Source organism: Clostridium sp. AF12-41 (assembly GCF_003461685.1).
Classification (GTDB): domain Bacteria; phylum Bacillota; class Clostridia; order Lachnospirales; family Lachnospiraceae; genus Otoolea; species Otoolea fessa.
This window is the reverse complement of the sequence record NZ_QTXO01000002.1, coordinates 142,479-160,473: the sequence shown is the minus strand read 5'-3', so window position 1 is coordinate 160,473 and position 17,995 is coordinate 142,479. Positions and strand designations below refer to the sequence as shown.

Here is a 17,995-nt window from a genome sequence, read left to right as displayed (position 1 = left end):
TTTATAATTCCAATATTTTAATTATTTCTAGGAAAGGAAAAACTGTTTGGAACATAAGCTTCCAGACAGCCGTGTGAAAAGTATGACAAAGATCAGAACCAGATACGCACCGAGCCCGACAGGCAAAATGCATGTAGGAAACTTAAGAACTGCATTATACGCATACCTGATTGCAAAACATGAGGGCGGCGATTTTATCCTGCGAATCGAGGATACCGATCAGGAGCGTTTCGTTGAAGGCGCGACCGAGATCATTTACAATACGATGCGCGATACCGGACTGAAGCATGACGAAGGTCCGGACATCGGAGGTCCGGTTGGCCCGTATGTACAGAGCGACCGTCAGAAACAGGGCATCTACATGGAATATGCGAAGAAGCTGATCGATAAAGGCGAAGCTTATTACTGTTTCTGCGATCAGGAACGCTTAAACAGCTTAAAGAGAGAAGTAAACGGCGAAGAGATCATGACCTATGATAAGCACTGCCTGCACCTTTCCAAGGAAGAGGTAGAGGCAAACTTAAAGGCAGGAAAGCCGTTTGTCATCCGTCAGAACAACCCGACCGAGGGAAAGACTACCTTCCACGATGAGATTTATGGGGATATTTCCGTAGATAACTCCGAGCTGGACGATATGGTTTTAATCAAATCGGATGGATTCCCGACCTACAACTTCGCAAATGTGGTGGACGATCATTTACAGCAGATCACTCATGTAGTCCGCGGTAACGAGTACCTGTCTTCTTCACCGAAGTACAACCGTCTGTACGACGCATTCGGATGGAAGGTTCCGGTTTATGTGCACTGCCCGACCATCACGAACGAGGAGCACAAGAAGCTGAGCAAGCGAAGCGGTCATTCTTCCTATCAGGATCTGATCGATCAGGGCTTCGTTTCCGAGGCAGTTGTCAACTTCGTTGCCCTGCTTGGCTGGTCACCGGAAAATAATCAGGAGATTTTCTCCTTAGACGAGCTGGTAAAAGAGTTCAACTACAAGAATATCAGCAAATCTCCGGCTGTTTTCGATATGGTAAAACTGAAATGGATGAACGGCGAGTACATCAAGGCGATGGATTTTGATAAGTTCTATGAGATGGCAGAGCCGTACATCAAGAAAGTAATCACCAAGGATCTGGATCTGAAGAAGATCGCGGCGATGGTTAAGACGAGAATCGAGATTTTCCCGGATATCGAGGGACACATCGATTTCTTTGAGACACTGCCGGAGTATGATCCGCAGATGTATGTTCACAAGAAGATGAAGACCAATCTGGAGACATCCTTAAAGGTATTAAAAGATGTTCTGCCGATTCTGGAAGCACAGGAAGACTACTCCAACGACGCCCTGTACGCGGCGCTGTCCGAGTATGTATCCAAAGAGGGCGTTAAGACCGGCTTTGTAATGTGGCCGATCCGTACCGCTGTATCCGGCAAGCAGATGACGCCGGCAGGCGCGACCGAGATCATGGAAGTGCTTGGCAAGGAAGAGTCGATCCGCCGTATCAAGAAGGGGATTGAACTTCTGGAGGCACAGCAGTAGGCTGTCGTAACCGTCGATGTTCGACTTGAAGCAAGTTTGGCTTCGCAGATTAAATCAGTAGGTAGTAAATAAATAACTGCTTTTTCATGTATCGTAGATGCATGAAAAGCAGTGAAAAGGTGCGCTTTGTGAGAAATACATTCCAAGGCGCACTTTTCTTACATTTGTACTTGACAGATTTGCTTCAGATGCGCGGCAGAAGGATGTCTTGCACGTCAAAATGCGAATTTCGAAGCAAATATGCCGAGATATTCTTGAATTGTGGAGTAAGGAAACAGGAAATGGCATTCAGTAAAGCACAGACACAGGCAATCATGCATAAAGATGGTCCCATGATGGTTCTGGCGGGACCGGGATCAGGGAAAACAACGGTGATCACCCATCGGGTCCAGTATCTGACGAAGGAGTACGGAATCGATCCGGGGGATATTCTTGTGATTACCTTTACCCGGGCAGCAGCCGAGGAGATGCGGGAGCGGTATGAAGCATTGATCGGCGGCGGATCCAGAGTCACCTTTGGCACGTTTCATTCGATCTTTTTTAGGATCTTAAAGCTGGCATACCGATATACCGCTGACAATATTGTCCGGGAAGAGCAGCAGATGCAGTTTGTCCGGGAGCTGGCTCAGGCCGGAGGTCTGGAGCCGGAGGATGAAAATGAGTTTGCAGCCTCCATTTTAAGTGAGATAAGCTCTGTCAAGGGAGAGAGGATTGCACTGGAACATTACTATTCCAAAAACTGTCCGGATGCAGTTTTCCGTCAGCTCTATGCGGGCTATGAAGAGAAAATGCGCCGGGCCGGACTCATCGATTTCGATGACATGATGGTGCTGTGTCTGGAACTTTTTACGGAAAGAAAAGATATCCTGTCTGCCTGGCAGAGGAGGTATCGGTACATCCTGATTGATGAGTTTCAGGACATCAACCGGCTTCAATATGAGATCGTGCGGATGTTAGCCAAGCCGGAAGATAATCTTTTTATCGTGGGCGATGATGATCAGTCGATTTACCGGTTTCGTGGGGCCAAACCGGAGATTATGCTGGGGTTTGAGCGGGATTATCCGGGTGCCGGACGGATTCTTCTGGATGTGAATTACCGCAGTACCGAGGAGATCGTGGCACCGGCATTGCGGCTGATCGGAGAAAACCAGAAACGTTTTTCAAAGACCATCCATACAACGGGACGGCATGGGAAGAACGTGATCACGAAGCTCTGGCAGGATCCGGGGGAAGAAAATCTGGCCATTGCCAGGGAGATACAGCTGTATCTGCAGTCGGGAGTGCGGCCGGGGGATATCGCAGTTTTATACCGGACCAATGCTGGTCCTCGTTTTCTGATGGAAAAGCTGATGGAATACAACCTTCCCTTCCGGACAAGGGATACGGTGCCGAATCTCTATGAACACTGGATTTCGCGAAATATCCTGACCTATATCCGAATCGCCATGGGAAGCCGGGCTCGGGAAGATATTTTGCAGGTCATCAACCGTCCGAAGCGTTATATCAGCCGGGATGCGATGCCGGATGAGACGGTTTCGTTCGAGAAGATGAAGGCATTCTATGCGGAGAAAGACTGGATTGCCGAGCGGATCGAGAGTCTGGAAGGCGATCTGCGGGCGATCGCCCGGATGTCACCTCTGGCAGCCGTCAATTATATCCGCCAGGGCATGGGATACGACGAATATCTGATCGAGTATGCGGCATTCCGGCGGATGCGACCGGAGGAACTTTTAGAGACTGCCGACGAATTAAAAGAAAGTGCGGCGGGTTTCAAGACCTTTGACGAGTGGTTTGCACACATCGAGGCGTACAAGGAGGAACTGCTCCGGCAGGCGGCGCAGCGGCGGACGGAGACGGATGCGATCACACTCGCGACGATGCACAGCGCCAAGGGGCTGGAATTTCCCATTGTCTATATTCTCGATGCCAATGAGGGCATCACGCCGCACAGCCGCGCGATGCTGGACGAGGATATGGAGGAAGAACGACGTCTGTTCTATGTGGCAATGACGCGTGCAAAGACCCGGCTGCATGTATATGCGGTGCGGGAGAGGTACCATAAAAAGGCGGAAGTATCGCGGTTTGTGTGGGAGTATCTGGGGCGGGATGGAGATAGCAGGTAACGAAATTCACAATGAAAATCGGGAAATCAGGCAAAAAAGTTTGAGGACAAAGGAGAAATGTCGTTCGGTTCCAAAAGTGCCTACCCGTGAACAGTAACAATAACGGTACCAAGCATATATTGTGTATAGTTTGTTGACATTTTTTGAAAATTGTTCAATAATAACAGTATGAGAATTAAACTTCATGAGCGTCAAAAGAGATGAAAGGTAAACAGAGAGGAGATGGGAGAATGAAAGGTATACGAAGGGCGGCAGCGGTGTGTCTGACAATGACATTGGCAGTATCGACATTATTTGGAAATACGGCATGGGCGGATATGCCGCAGAAGACGGAGAGGAAAAAATGTGTCCATGTGCATACAGAGGAGTGCTACGGCGAGCCGGATGAGGAGGCAACCTCGTCCCAGATAGGAGAAGAGCCGACGGAATGTACCCACGTCTGCACTGTAGAAAGCGGATGCATACGGAATACAGCCGTGTCTTCCGGTACGGGCGCGGACGATTCTGAAAACAGTCCGGATGATGAAGAAACCAAGGATCAGAAGAATTCTGCCGACAAAGCAGAGGATGACGAGAAACAGGAGAATGCACCTTCCGTCAGTACACCATCGGATATGGAAGATACGACAGTTCCAGGCGGAACTGTGATACCGGCTGTGAAGTCCCAGATCTTCTCATGGTCCTGGTATGATCCGGAGGAGAACCTGCTGGATGGCAAATTAGAGCTTAGCGGAGTTACCGAGGAAGCCCAGCCATCCTTCGAAGAGGTCACGGAGTACTTACCACAGGCTATTATTGCCCAGGTCGGAGAAGAAAGCGAAGCGGGGGGGGAGAAGAGGAAAAAATTCCGATCACTGGCTGGATCTGTAGCGAGTACGTGCAGGATGAAGAAGACCGCTGGCCTCTGGAAGGCACCTATGAGTTTGCAGCAGAGCTGCCGGAGGCATATGAACTGGCGGAAGATGTAGAGGCGCTGGTGGTGGAAGTGTCTGTGACAGGAGACCAGGCGGCGATGCCTGTAGTAAGTGGAACTCCTGTGTTACATGTAAGTTTTAACTCAGGCGAAGACTCTAAAAGTCTATACTTTGATGACCACAATTTTTCTAGTGTTAATAACGATGTAATGGATTTATTGAACGATCACGGTATAAGGGTTACTAGTTCAGGAGAAAATAGCTTTCAATTAAAAATGACGAGTGCTTCCATACAGAACCTTGAGTTAAGCCGGGGAACATGGGAGATAGAGTTAAATGGAAGCAATGTATTAGAGGGAAAAGGAAAGGGTTTTAACGGATGTGGCCTCAGGATTAATGACTGGACAAGCGCGACGATTAAGGCAGAACCAGAATCGGCTTCTTTGAAAGTTCAGAATTATCCAACGAAAAAAACAAGGGATGATACATCCAGCGCAATAGTGGTCGCAGGCAGCTTGACGATAGAGAGTGGAACGATAGAAGCAGCTGCCGATGCGGAACAAAATAGCGAGCCAGTCTCAGGAGCTATTGTTGTGCAAAGCAAAGGAAATTTAAATATTAACGGAGGCTCTGTTACTGCTACGGGAACACATAAGAATGGTGTGTATGTCCTTAATAATTTTCAGATGACTGGTGGAAGTTTAACGGTAACCGGAAGTGGAAAACCCGGAATTGAGAATGTGGGGAGTTTTGAACTTTCAGGTGGAACAATTTCAACAAAATCTAATAGTGGTGGAATAGGATTTTTGCAGAGTGGTAGATCTGCAACGATCCAAGCCGGAGAACTGATTACGGATCGATTATGTATTACGAATAGTTCCTTCACTGTTGCAAGAGGCGGAAAGGTAACCTCCGAAAGTACGATAATTGATAATGGTACACTTACCAATGCAGGTGAATTTGTTTCAAATGGTCCATTTGAAAAAAGAAACGACGGAACATTCAATAATACCGGTACAATCAGCGGAACCGGAAGCCTGCCCGATGATGCAAAGCAGATTCCGGATAATATTACAGTTTATACAGCGGAAATAAGTGCAGATTATCGCGATAATATGTCGATCAATGTTCAAAACCTTGCGGCTATTCAGAAACCGGTTAACGCCGGAAACCTGCAATATGAACTTGTTGAAGATACAGGAAGTGATAAGGGAGTAGGAACGATTGACAAGGAAAGGGGCCAGTTGAGGGTGACCAAGGCTGGTGTATTTAAAATCAAGGTGAATACACAGGCAAGCGGATTCTATAAAGCCGGAGAACATCCGGTTTATATAATGTTGACGGTTAATAAAGCAGCTTTTCCTGCTTCCTGGAATTTGATCGTAACGGCTACCAGCGGTATATATAATGGATCTAAAGGGTATCCGGCAGCAGCCATTAGCGCAAGTAGTATTCCTAGTGATGCAAAATATGAATATCAGCTGAAGAGTACAAATCGTAAGGATGATTTACAAGAAGCTCAGTGGAAGTCGGAGTGTCCGAAGATTGTGAATGTAGCAGAGTCGGAGCAGTTTGTATTTGTAAGAGTGACAGTAGATAATTACGAGTCGAAGGTATTTTGCTCTGGCAATCAGACAAATATTACCCAACGGAGGTTTGCAGATACAAAAGTAACACTTGAACCAGAGAAAGTCATTTATAATGGTCAATCCCGGGATCCGGAGATCAAGGTGGTTGAGAACTGGCAGGAAGCTTCCGGGGATGTAGTGGATAGGGCGGATTATATAATCCAATATTGGACATATTGGACAGGAACTGATAATATGATAGTTACAGAGCGAAAAGATGCTGGAACATACACTGTCCATCTGTTGGGTCAGAGAAATTATACGAATGAATCGAAACAAGCTATACTTACAATCGACAAGTGTAAATTAAATGCGCGGATAACAGGACACTCTTTCGATAAAGTCTATGATGGAACGACAGATATTAGGGAGGAGCAGAATTTATCCGTTCAGCTTTACAGTGATTCTGGTACTCCTGATTCTCAGGATGTTCGTGCTGACCAGGTGAATTTGGCATATCAGAGTGCGGATGTTGGAGAGCACAATATTGAGGCGGCAAATATTACGTTAGCAGGTGATAACGCAAAGAATTATGAGCTGACAGAAAATAGCGCATCCATTAAAGGTAGCATCATAGCACGTGATTTTGCATCCATGACTGTGTCGGCAGATCCGCTTACCTACAATGGTACCGAGCAGAAACCGCAGATCCAGGCATCTGTGGAAACCGGTCTTTCAAATGTGAGTCCAGATGCAGTGGTATTTACTTATTCTAAGAATGGAGTGGATTACCAGAGTGAGATCCCGGGCTTTACAGATGCGGGAACTTATCAGGTATATGTGAAAGCTTCGATGGTCAATTTCAATGATGCTGTAAAAACAGTCAATGTGACGGTTCAGCAAGCGCCTTCAAGCTCAGGCAGTCATTCAGGCGGCCGAAAAGACAGCGGTGGAAAAGACAGCGGTGGAAAGGGCAGCAGTGGAACAAGCAGCAGCGTAAGTTCCGGCACAGTAACCAAAGATAGCCAGAAAGGCTACCGCAGCGAGGAGCAGGGGGTTATCACCGGTGCATCGAATCAGGCAGTGAATGACGGTTACAGCCATTGGATAAAGGATGCCAGAGGCTGGTGGCTCCGCTACAGTGACGGCACCTGGCCTATGGGCAATACCGGTGCATTTCATTGGGAAAAAGTCAACGGCAGATGGTGGGCATTTGGCGCTGAGGGATATCTGAGTACCGGCTGGATCTATGACACCCTGTACCAGGGATGGTTCTATATGGACGAAAACCAGGGTATGCTTACAGGATGGCAGTTCATCAATGGAAAATGGTATTATCTGAATTCGAATCAAGACGGCAGTGCCGGCATCATGTATTCAAAACGCCGGACACCGGACGGCTGGTACGTGAAAGAAGACGGCAGCTGGGATGAAGAAGCGGGAAGATAATAGGTAAAAGAGTTATTTAAAGCGGTTGATCGGGAGGTCAGCCGCTTTTCTTTGCTCATATTGAGGTCTTAAAGTTTCGCATTTCATATCCGATATATTTACAATTCCCATCCAACTGACTATAATAAAGAATGCCCGTTTGCCTGCAAAGGCGCGGAACTATATCCATCTGCATCAGGGCGATATGACAGAAAAATGAACTTAAAAGAATGGAAGAAAGAACAATGGATGTAATTGAAAAATTTGGAAATAGGGTGAGCAGCCAGGCGCTTAAGGATCCGGAAAAAGCGCGTCGGCTGCTTCTTGCGGGATACCGCCTGCAGGAAAAGAAGCTTCAGTTTTTGCCGGATCGGGGGCTGCCGTCGTCGGGACAGTATGTGGCGCGGGTGGTTATGAAAAATATCATTCAGTCGCTGTCGGAACCGGAGAATGCGGCGATGGTCAGCATATTTGTGCCGGGAGAGCTGGTGATGGCGGCAGGGCTGACGCCGTACTCAGTGGAGGCGATGTCCTGTTTTATGGCGGGAACGAAGTGTGAGCAGACGTTTCTTCGGAAAACGGAGGAAGAAGGATTTCCGGAGACGATGTGTTCGTACCACAGGGTGTTTCTGGGGGCGGCGCTGACGGGGATTCTGCCAAAACCGAACTGCATGATTTATACGAACCTTGCGTGTGATGGAAATATGATGACGTTTCCGTATTTAAAAGATAAATTTGAATGTCCAGGCTTTTATATTGATGTTCCGTATGAGAAAAACCGGGAATCGGTTCTGTATGTGGCGGATCAGCTGCGGAAATTGAAACGGTTTCTGGAGGAGACGACGGACAGACGGATTTCGGAGGAAACAGTGCGGAGTGCGGTAGATAACAGCCGGAAAGCGGCGGCGAATTATAAAAAACAGCTTGCCCTGCGGTGTGCGCATGACCCGGTGACCTCTCTGACGAATGAATTGTATGCGCTTTTTATGTGCCATCTGATGGCTGGCTCAGAGACGGCGGTTACCTATACGGAAAAACTTCTGCGCGATGTGCGGATGTCACCGAGGGGAGATGGTCTTTCGGTAATCTGGATGCACATCATGCCATTTTTACAGGAGCCGGTTAAGGATATTTTTAATTATAGTAAGAAAATGCACATCCGCGCTTGTGATTTCATCGCAGATGGTTTTCAGGAGATGCATGCGGAAGACCCGTATGAGTCGATGGCAGAGAAAATGGTCTATTGCATTTACAATGGCAGTGTGAAACAGAGAATTGAGGAAGCGGAACGGCTTGCCAGAATCACGGAAGCGGATGGTGCTGTTTTATTTGCCCACTGGGGCTGTAAGGGAACGATCGGTGCATCCAGCCTGATTAAGCAGTCCTTAGAAAAGACAGGACTTCCGACGATGATTCTCGACGGTGACGGCTGCAACCCTGCCAATACCAGCGACGGTCAGGTATCGACGCGGCTTCAGGCGTTTGTGGAAATGCTGGAAAAGGGCAAGGAGGAGAAACACGCATGATTTATTACGTCTGTAAGTACACCCCGATCGAGCTGTTCCGGGGGTTTGGAGAAGAATGTTCTGTTTTGGAGGAAATGCCGGAAAATTTCGAACAGTCGGATCAGATTGCACATGCAAATCTGTGCGGCTTTGGAAAATCGGTCATTCAGGCAGTGCTGGAAGGAAAGGTTGAACAGCTGGTGCTGGTAAACTGCTGCGATTCGATGCGACGCGTTTACGATATCGTGGAGAGCACGGGAAAATGTAAGTTTTTATATATGCTGGATCTGCCGCATGATGATAATGAATGTGAAAAAGTGAAATTTGCGGGCACGATCCGGAGGCTTAAAAAGGCGTATGAGGCATATTCCGGGAAAGTGTTTGATAAACGCGCTTTTATCAAGTCCTTTATTACGTCGGAAATGAACACGGAGCCATACATTGGTGTGCTGGGCGTGCGGGTCAGCGGCATTCTGGAGGATATGATCCGGGACAATATCCAGATGGATGTGGAAAATCTGACCTGTACGGGTGGTCGGAAACTGTCGGTCGTACAGGATGAAATGTGGAATATGGAGGAAGAGGAGCTGTTTCTTTCTTACGCGGACGTCCTGCTGGGACAGATGCCGTGTTTCCGCATGAACCGTTCGATCCGCAGAAACCGTCTGTATCTGGATCCGAATTTAAAGGGAATTATTTATCACACGATCAAGTTCTGTGATTATTATGGATTTGAGTATGCGAGTATCAAGCGGGATATCAAGGTTCCGCTCCTTAAGATTGAGACTGATTTTACGAGCCAGAGCGCGGGGCAGCTTTTGACGCGCATTCAGGCATTTGAGGAGACGATCGAGGGATCAGAGGATATGGATCCGGGAAAAGGTATCAGTGAGGAGGCAAGAAAGAAGATGGAGTCGGGCATTTTTTATGTAGCGGGAATCGACAGCGGTTCGACAAGTACGGATGTGGTCATACTGGATCAGGATGGAAAAATTAAATCGACGATGATTATTCCGACCGGCGGCGGTGCGATGATGAGCGCCGAGAAGAGTCTGGATCTGGCGATTGAGAAAGCGGGAATTAAGAAAGAGGAGATCGTGCGGATCGATACGACCGGATATGGACGATCCTACATTGACAGCGGGGATGACAGCATCACGGAGATTACCTGCCATGCCAAGGGCGCAAATTATCTGAATCCGAATGTCCGCACTATCATCGACATTGGCGGGCAGGATATCAAGGCGATCAGCATCGACGGACAGGGAGCCGTGAAAAATTTCCTGATGAATGACAAATGTGCCGCCGGAACGGGGCGTTTTCTGGAAATGATGGCGAAAACGCTGGGACTTTCCCTGGAGGAAATGAGTGTGAAAGGGCTGGAATGGAAGCATAATATCGTGATTTCCAGCATGTGTACGGTGTTTGCAGAGTCGGAGGTCGTGTCGCTGGTGGCACAGAATAAGGATGTGGCAGATATTATCCACGGTTTAAATGTGTCAGTTGCCTCAAAAGTCGGCGCGTTGGCAGCCCGCCTTGGAAAGGATCATCCAGGCGAATATATGATGACCGGCGGTGTGGCGAAGAACCAGGGTATCATCCAGGCATTGGAAGAGAAGCTTGGTGCTAAACTTTATATCTGTGATGAGGCGCAGCTCTGCGGTGCGCTGGGAGCGGCGCTATTTGCTTATGAGAAATGTAAAGGCAGTGCGGAGGAAACGCGATGAAGCGGCAGGGTTAAAACACTTGTATCGATATTTTCGTCAGATATTCACTGGGAGAGGCTGTGGCCAATTCGTCGATCACAGCCTCTTTATAAGAGTATTTGCCGGTTTTAAACTTGTGTTCATCGGTCCAATCAAAGAGTTTTTCGTAGGTGGCTTTCGAGTCATAGTAATTTCCCATTAAGTAAGCAACTGCGTAGGTTCCGGCCGGTTTTAAGTGATAGGGGTGATTTTTCGGTTTTGTTATAACTTTTGTGAAAAAATAAGCATAGGTATCCAGATGATTTTTTCGTAAATCTGCCACATCAAGCATGGCCCCATAAGGATGACCGGCATTTAGAGCGTGGGCATTGCAGTAACCGATGTGGCGGCAAAGAGCCTGGATGATTTTCTGATGGTCATCTGTATGAATCGGATCGCTGAGAATCAGATATTCTTCCGGTGTCGTCTCGAGAAAAATACGACCATTTTTATTTTCTGTATGGAAGAATAATTCATCTTCTGTACGTTCTGCCTGTTTCTGATTCAGTGATTCCTGGAGTGATACCAGGGATAATTTTATATGATTGGACTGTAAAGTGAATAAAAATCCAAGAATGCATCTACATTCTGAAATCAGAAATCAAATTAAAACATTATAATCTTCGATGCCTCGTTGGGAAGCCAACGGGGTATTTTTTTACCCAATCAGGCTGTATAGGACACCTCATTTTTGATGTCTTTGGACGGTGCGGGAAGCATACTGATTGGAATCCTTATATCTATGATATAGCTTTTTGCAATACAAAAAGACTTTACATATGGCTATAAAAATCAACTGTATTCCAAGCGGAATCTTCCCCCATTTTCTGGAACACGAAAAAGAAGAAACGCTTTCGGTCTATCTGGAGGCCGTCAAATGGGCGCTTCTGGAAGAATGAATATGTCCGAAAAAATGTTGGAATTATAATAATATTAACCGAAAAAATGTAATTTATAATAAAATAATGTCCGCAAAAATGCTGTTTAGCAATGGAAATATGCCCTGAAAAGTGTTAAGATAGAATACAGATGCTTTTGGATGCATATGTTGCGCAGGAGGTTTCTTAATGGAAAGAGAGCTGTTTACGAAACTGGAACGATGGATGAATAAAAAGAACAGAAAGCCGCTGATCATACAAGGAGCGCGCCAGGTCGGAAAAACCTGGATTATGAAGGAATTTGGAGCCAGGTTCTATGAAAATACAGTCTATATCAATTTTGATAATAATAAAGCAATGAAGGATGTATTTGACCTAGACTTTGACTTAAAGCGGATCCTTTCTGCAATCAAAATTGAGTACGGAAAGAGTTTTCAGGCTGAAAATACATTGATTATTTTTGATGAGATCCAGGAAGCACCAAAGGCGCTGGCATCTTTAAAATATTTCTATGAGAATGCACCACAGTATTCTATTATTGCAGCTGGTTCCCTGCTCGGTGTTGCATTACATCAGGGAACATCCTTTCCTGTTGGGAAAGTTGATTTTTTAAAATTATGCCCTATGAGCTTCAATGAATTCATTTTGGCAGTTGGTGAAAAGGGGTTGCATGAAGCGTTGAGGTCCCAAGATTATGAACTGATCAATGCATATGCCGGGAAATATACGGATTTGTTAAAAAAGTATTATTATGTGGGCGGAATGCCAGAAGTAGTCCAGACATATATTGATTCCGATGATCTATTTGAGGTACGTGAGATCCAAAACAATCTTCTGCAGTACTATGAAGAGAATTTTAGCAAACATGCGCCAAAGGAAGTTGTTCCGCGCATCATGATGGTCTGGAATTCGATTCCTTCCCAATTGGCTAAGGAAAATCGTAAGTTTATGTATGGAGCACTACGAGAGGGTGCACGGGCAAAAGATTTTGAACTTGCAATTCAGTGGTTGGAAGATGCAGGGTTAATCCTGAAAAGCTATAGAGTATCAAAGCCAGATATTCCACTGATTGCGTACATGGAAATGAACAGTTTTAAAATGTTCATGTTCGATGTGGGATTGTTAACAGCAAAGGCCGGACTATCAGCAAGACTTCTATTGGAGGGAAGCCGGATCTTTGAAGAATTCAAGGGGGCACTTACGGAACAGTATGTTGCACAGGAGTTGCACGCTGCAGGATATCCGCTTTATTATTTTGCAACAGCACGATCAACTGGAAAGATAGATTTTATGTTGCAGGGAGATTTAGACTGCGTTCCGATTGAGGTGAAGGCAGAGCAGAATCTCCGTGCCAGGAGTTTGAGGGCATTTTGCGATAAATATAAGCCGGGCATGGCGATTCGTAGCAGTATGTCAAATTATAAGCAGGAAGACTGGCTGACAAATGTTCCGTTATATATGCTTGCGGAATATTTGAAAAGAACAATATATGTGGTAAGCTGATAACAATTTACCTCAAAACCAACGGGGTATTTTTTGTTCTGAATCAGACAATACAGAAGTTCGCGCTAAGCGAACTAATGATATGGAGGTTCTGGAGTCCCTTCATGGCAATGTAGTATGTGCATTAGTTGCCGGAATCGGTGACTATGTGCGATGTACTCTCTTGGAATATAGCTATCACGATGGCCAGTTTTGGATTTTTACAGAAGGCGGCGAGAAGTTCATAGGACTTGAGAGGAATAAAAATGTCAGTCTTGCTGTCTTTGAAAAGCCCCCGGACTTTGGTGCGCTGAAAAGCGTACTGGTCATGGGAACGGCAAAGCTCATCGAGCCGATGTTATTTGAGGTTCCTGGATTTGATGAATATTCGGAAAACTTGATAAAAAGTTCGATGATAGGAGTTTGAAAAATTTCTTTCGGGAAAGAATCTGTTGCGGAAACGCGGGAAATACCGTATAATAATGCGGTCTGATCTGCACATATGCAACAGATTTGTCCGTAAAAAAATGAAAAATCAGAATTGTGCGTATTTCAGAAACAATTTTTTGCTGTAAGAGTGAAAAAAAGTTATGTAAACTGTCTGTAAAAAAATACTTGACAAGAATTTGTGTTTTTACGCTTACGGAGAAGAACAAAAAAAGAACTAAAAAACAGCGATGAACACATCGCAAAAAATGAGAAATGTAGGTAAAAATAATTTTATGAGAAAATTAGCATTAAGTGATGAAATCCTTCTCAAGATCTCCCAGCCGGCGCGTTATATTGGCGGCGAGGTGAATATGGTGAAGAAGGATCCGTCGAAGGTAGCAGTCCGGTTTGCCATGTGCTTTCCGGACGTGTATGAGATCGGTATGTCCCATCTGGGCATCCAGATTCTTTATGATATGTTCAACCGCCGGGATGACGTTTACTGTGAGCGTGTTTATTCCCCGTGGATGGACTTAGATCCGATCATGCGGGAGCAGAAGATTCCGCTGTTTGCTGTTGAAAGCCAGGATCCGATCAAAAAATTTGACTTCCTTGGAATTACAATCCAGTACGAAATGTGCTACACCAATATTTTGCAGGTGCTGGAATTATCACAGATTCCGCTCCATGCAGAAGATCGTACCGAGGAGGATCCGATCGTTATCGGCGGCGGTCCGTGTACCTACAATCCGGAGCCGATCGCGCCGTTTTTTGATCTCTTCTATATGGGCGAGGGCGAGGTGGTTTATTTTGACCTGATCGACCGCTACAAGGAGATCAAGGCGCGCGGCGGCAGCCGGAAGGAATTTCTGGAGCAGGCGGCGCAGATTCCGGGTATCTATGTGCCGGGATTTTATGATGTGACATACAAAGAGGACGGCACGATCGAGGCGATGACGCCGAACAACCCGCACGCGCCGCAGACCGTTTCCAAGCAGCTTGTCATGGATATGAGCGATACCTGGTATCCGGAGAAGCCGGTGGTTCCGTATCTGCGCGCGACGCAGGACCGTGTGGTTCTCGAGATCATGCGCGGCTGTATCCGCGGATGCCGTTTCTGCCAGGCGGGCATGGTATACCGCCCGGTGCGCGAGCGCAGCCTGGAGGAACTGAAACGTCTGGCACGGACGATGCTAAAGAGCACCGGACATGAAGAAATTTCGCTGAGTTCGCTGAGCTCCAGTGATTACACGAAGCTGGAGGGAATCGTCAATTTCCTGATCGACGAGTTTGACGGAAAGGGCGTCAATGTGTCCCTGCCGTCCCTGCGTATTGACGCATTTTCCCTCGATGTCATGAGCAAGGTGCAGGACGTGAAGAAGAGCAGCCTGACCTTTGCGCCGGAGGCGGGATCCCAGCGTCTGCGTAACGTTATCAACAAGGGTCTGACCGAGGAAAACATTTTAAATGGTTCTGCCGAGGCGTTCAAGGGCGGCTGGAACCGCGTAAAGCTCTACTTCATGCTGGGACTTCCGACTGAGACCGTGGAAGATATGCAGGGTATTGCCGAGCTTTCGGAGAAGGTGGCGGAAGTGTACTATGACACGGTTCCGAAGGAGCAGCGCCACGGCAAGGTGCAGGTAACCGCCAGCACCTCGTTCTTTGTGCCGAAGCCATTTACCCCGTTCCAGTGGGCGCCGATGTGCACGAAAGAGCAGTTCTTGGAGCGCGCGAGCATCGTCAACCACCGCATGAAAGAAATGTTAAATAAGAAGAGTCTCCGCTATAACTGGCATGAGGCGGATGTGACCGTGCTGGAAGGTGTTCTGGCGCGCGGCGACCGCAAGGTGGCAGCTGTGATTGAGGAGGCATACCGCAAAGGTGCAATCTACGATTCCTGGTCAGAGTATTTCAACAATGATATCTGGATGAAGGCCTTTGAGACTTGCGGCGTGGACATTGATTTCTATACGACGCGTGAGCGAAGCCTTGATGAAGTGTTCCCGTGGGATTTCATCGACGCGGGTGTGACGAAGGATTTCCTGAAACGCGAGTGGGCGAACGCACAGGCGGAAACGGTAACGCCGAACTGCCGGATGCGCTGTTCGGGATGTGGTGTCCGTAAGTACGGCGGCGGAGTCTGTTTCGAAGAACGGGCATGAGGAAGGAGCGGTCATGAAAATACGAATTAAATTTCAAAAACAGGGAACGGTGCGTTTTATCGGTCATCTGGACGTGATGCGTTACTTCCAGAAGGTGATGCGCCGGGCGGAAGTGGATATCCGTTATAGCGAAGGATTCAGCCCGCACCAGATCATGTCGTTTGCGTCTCCGCTCAGCGTGGGGCTTATCAGCCATGCGGAGTATGTGGATATTGATGTCAATTCCAGCGGAAATTCGACCGGGATGGTGCGCCGCTTAAATGAGGTCAGCGCCGAGGGGCTGGAGGTGCTCAGCTACCGCGAGCTTCCGGAGACGGCAAAGAATGCGATGTCGCTGGTGGCAGCTGCTGATTACACATTCTGGTTTAAAGAGGGATTTGCACCGGAGGACGGCAGCTGTGTAGAAGAATTTTTCGGGAAATTCCTGACATTCTGCAAAAGCGAGACAATTCCGTTTGTGAAGCAGACGAAAAAGGGCGAGAGAACCGTGGATCTGCGTCCGCTGATCTGTGAGGCGCGAATCGCGGAGCGGAAAGAGTATGTTCCGGCGATGGTCGCAGACTGGTATCCGGATCTGGAAAATGAGACGGTTGAGGAGGAAAAACAGGCAGAAGGAATCTGTGTATTCCTGCGCCTCTTATCGGGCAGTGCGGCAAACGGAAAGCCGGAGCAGGTATTGCAGGCATTCTATGAGAGTCTGGGGCTGACCTACCGCCCGTTTGCCATTCAGGTCGAGCGCGAGGAGCTGTATGCGGACGAGGGCGCCGAGGGCGCACCGGAGTATGTGCCGCTTGAGGCGTATGGAAGCGAGATTGTGTAAATGCTTCAATGTTCATTAAGAGATGAAATGCGAAGCGCCAGCAAAATCCGGCTGCAGGTAGCGCGAAGTGTGAACGGCAGCAAAAAATGAGAGGAGACGAAGAGTTTGGATCAGTTAATAGTGACAAAATGGAAGGATCGAAGCCTGACGGCGCTCCTCTCGGACGGGCACTGCCGGTCGCTGACGCTGGAATCTGGCGATGAAAGCCTGCTAGGGAATATTTACATCGGCAAGGTGAAAAATGTGGTAAAAAACATCAACGCCGCGTTTATTGACCTCGGCGGTGGAAAAACCGGGTATTTCAGCCTGGCGGAAAATCCGGTTCCGCTTTATACAGACGAGCTGAACCAGCTATGTTCATTCGGATATTCTGGAAATTCTGAGAAAAAAGTAAGTCCACGGAAACTAAAAGCTGGAGACGAGCTTCTTGTCCAGGTGTCCCGCGACGCCCTGAAAACCAAGGATCCGTCCGTGACCTGCTGTCTGAATTTTCCGGGTACCTATATGGTTCTGACGGTGGGAAAACCGCAGATCGGATTTTCGGCAAAAATCAAGGATAATGCCTGGAAAGAGAAGGTGCGGGAGGAACTTCTGACACATAAGGATGAGCGTTTTGGACTGATTGTCCGGACGAATGGGGCGTCGGCTTCCATCGAAACACTCTGTGTAGAAACAGAGAAGCTGAAACAGCAGATGGAAGAACTTTTTGCCCGGGCAGCCTGCCGCACCTGTTACAGCCTTTTAGAGCAGGGTACGCCGCCCTATATCCAGAGTCTTAGGGATGCGAAGAAAGGAACCCTTTCGGAGATCATCACAGATGTGCCGGAGTATGCGAAGAAGATTGAGGCGTGGCTGGAGGAAGAGAAGGAAGAGGACAAGGAACAAAAAGAAAATCAGACCCAGGCAGATAAAAATGAAAGCATAAAACAGGCGGTTCCGAACTTGTCCCTATATACAGATGAGAACCTTCCATTAACGAAGCTGTACCGCCTGGAATCGGTGCTTAAAAGTGCATCGGATCGCCGTGTCTGGATGAAATCCGGCGGCTATCTGGTCATCGAGCCAACCGAGGCATTGACGGTGATCGATGTCAATACAGGAAAATATACAGGGAAAAAGACGCCTGCCGAGACGATCTTAAAGATCAACCTGGAGGCGGCGCATGAGGTGGCGCGCCAGCTTTCCCTGCGGAATCTTTCCGGTATTATTATTGTGGATTTTATCGATATGGAATCGAAAGAAGATCAGGAGACGCTGATGCGGACGCTCGGGGAAGAGCTTTCCCGTGACCCGGTCAAAACGATCCTGGTGGATATGACGCGGCTTGGGCTGGTGGAGATCACCCGCAAAAAGGTGCGCCGTCCGCTTCATGAGATTTTGTAGCGGTTGAATCATAGAATG

General features: G+C 47.6%; 13 protein-coding genes. 12 read left to right on the top strand and 1 reads right to left on the bottom strand.

The genetic code is table 11. The features are described from left to right. The first annotated feature begins 82 nt into the window (after window positions 1–82). From gltX to DWV73_RS04285, 6 genes are all read left to right on the top strand, one after another. Window positions 83–1,540: a glutamate--tRNA ligase gene (gene gltX, locus DWV73_RS04310; protein WP_107001292.1), complete on the top strand. Its 1,458-nt coding sequence runs from the start codon at window positions 83–85 to the stop codon at window positions 1,538–1,540. Between the two features lie 281 nt (window positions 1,541–1,821). Further along, window positions 1,822–3,663, top strand: coding sequence for an ATP-dependent helicase (locus DWV73_RS04305; protein ID WP_107001089.1), 1,842 nt, complete (start codon window positions 1,822–1,824; stop codon window positions 3,661–3,663). Window positions 3,664–3,893: 230 nt separating this feature from the next. Continuing rightward, window positions 3,894–4,631 carry a hypothetical protein gene (locus tag DWV73_RS04300; protein ID WP_117795953.1) on the top strand — a complete coding sequence of 246 codons (738 nt, stop codon included), beginning with the start codon at window positions 3,894–3,896 and terminating at the stop codon, window positions 4,629–4,631. Continuing rightward, a complete protein-coding gene (locus tag DWV73_RS04295) occupies window positions 4,541–7,594 on the top strand; it encodes a YDG domain-containing protein (RefSeq protein WP_146143922.1) in 3,054 nt (1,017 codons plus the stop codon). Before DWV73_RS04300 ends, DWV73_RS04295 begins: the two co-directional genes overlap by 91 nt. Window positions 7,595–7,803: 209 nt before the next feature. Then, complete coding sequence (locus DWV73_RS04290) at window positions 7,804–9,099, top strand: 2-hydroxyacyl-CoA dehydratase family protein (RefSeq protein WP_242995737.1); 1,296 nt, start codon at window positions 7,804–7,806, stop codon at window positions 9,097–9,099. Further along, on the top strand, window positions 9,096–10,805 hold the full coding sequence (locus DWV73_RS04285; protein ID WP_107001085.1) for an acyl-CoA dehydratase activase: 1,710 nt from the start codon (window positions 9,096–9,098) through the stop codon (window positions 10,803–10,805). The genes DWV73_RS04290 and DWV73_RS04285 overlap by 4 nt, the downstream gene beginning before the upstream one ends. Window positions 10,806–10,815: 10 nt before the next feature. Here the strand turns inward: DWV73_RS04285 and DWV73_RS04280 are convergent, their stop codons facing one another. Further along, window positions 10,816–11,115: a hypothetical protein gene (locus DWV73_RS04280; RefSeq protein WP_107001084.1), complete on the bottom strand. Its 300-nt coding sequence runs from the start codon at window positions 11,113–11,115 to the stop codon at window positions 10,816–10,818. A 30-nt stretch (window positions 11,116–11,145) separates the two neighbouring features. Between DWV73_RS04280 and DWV73_RS12850 the strand changes: the two genes are divergently transcribed. The 6 genes from DWV73_RS12850 to DWV73_RS04255 all read left to right on the top strand — a co-directional run bounded on the left by DWV73_RS12850 (window position 11,146) and on the right by DWV73_RS04255 (window position 17,977). Next, window positions 11,146–11,295, top strand: coding sequence for a hypothetical protein (locus tag DWV73_RS12850; protein WP_181357220.1), 150 nt, complete (start codon window positions 11,146–11,148; stop codon window positions 11,293–11,295). Between the two features lie 595 nt (window positions 11,296–11,890). Beyond that, window positions 11,891–13,204 (top strand): ATP-binding protein, encoded by a 1,314-nt coding sequence (locus DWV73_RS04275; RefSeq protein WP_117795952.1) that lies wholly within the window; start codon window positions 11,891–11,893, stop codon window positions 13,202–13,204. Window positions 13,205–13,286: 82 nt separating this feature from the next. Continuing rightward, complete coding sequence (locus DWV73_RS04270; RefSeq protein WP_117795951.1) at window positions 13,287–13,610, top strand: pyridoxamine 5'-phosphate oxidase family protein; 324 nt, start codon at window positions 13,287–13,289, stop codon at window positions 13,608–13,610. A gap of 295 nt (window positions 13,611–13,905) precedes the next feature. Beyond that, a complete protein-coding gene (locus tag DWV73_RS04265) occupies window positions 13,906–15,774 on the top strand; it encodes a TIGR03960 family B12-binding radical SAM protein (RefSeq protein WP_107001291.1) in 1,869 nt (622 codons plus the stop codon). 13 nt (window positions 15,775–15,787) lie between these two features. After that, window positions 15,788–16,594, top strand: coding sequence for a TIGR03936 family radical SAM-associated protein (locus DWV73_RS04260; protein WP_117795950.1), 807 nt, complete (start codon window positions 15,788–15,790; stop codon window positions 16,592–16,594). A gap of 105 nt (window positions 16,595–16,699) precedes the next feature. Beyond that, window positions 16,700–17,977 carry a ribonuclease E/G gene (locus tag DWV73_RS04255; RefSeq protein ID WP_117795949.1) on the top strand — a complete coding sequence of 426 codons (1,278 nt, stop codon included), beginning with the start codon at window positions 16,700–16,702 and terminating at the stop codon, window positions 17,975–17,977. Window positions 17,978–17,995: the final 18 nt, after the last annotated feature.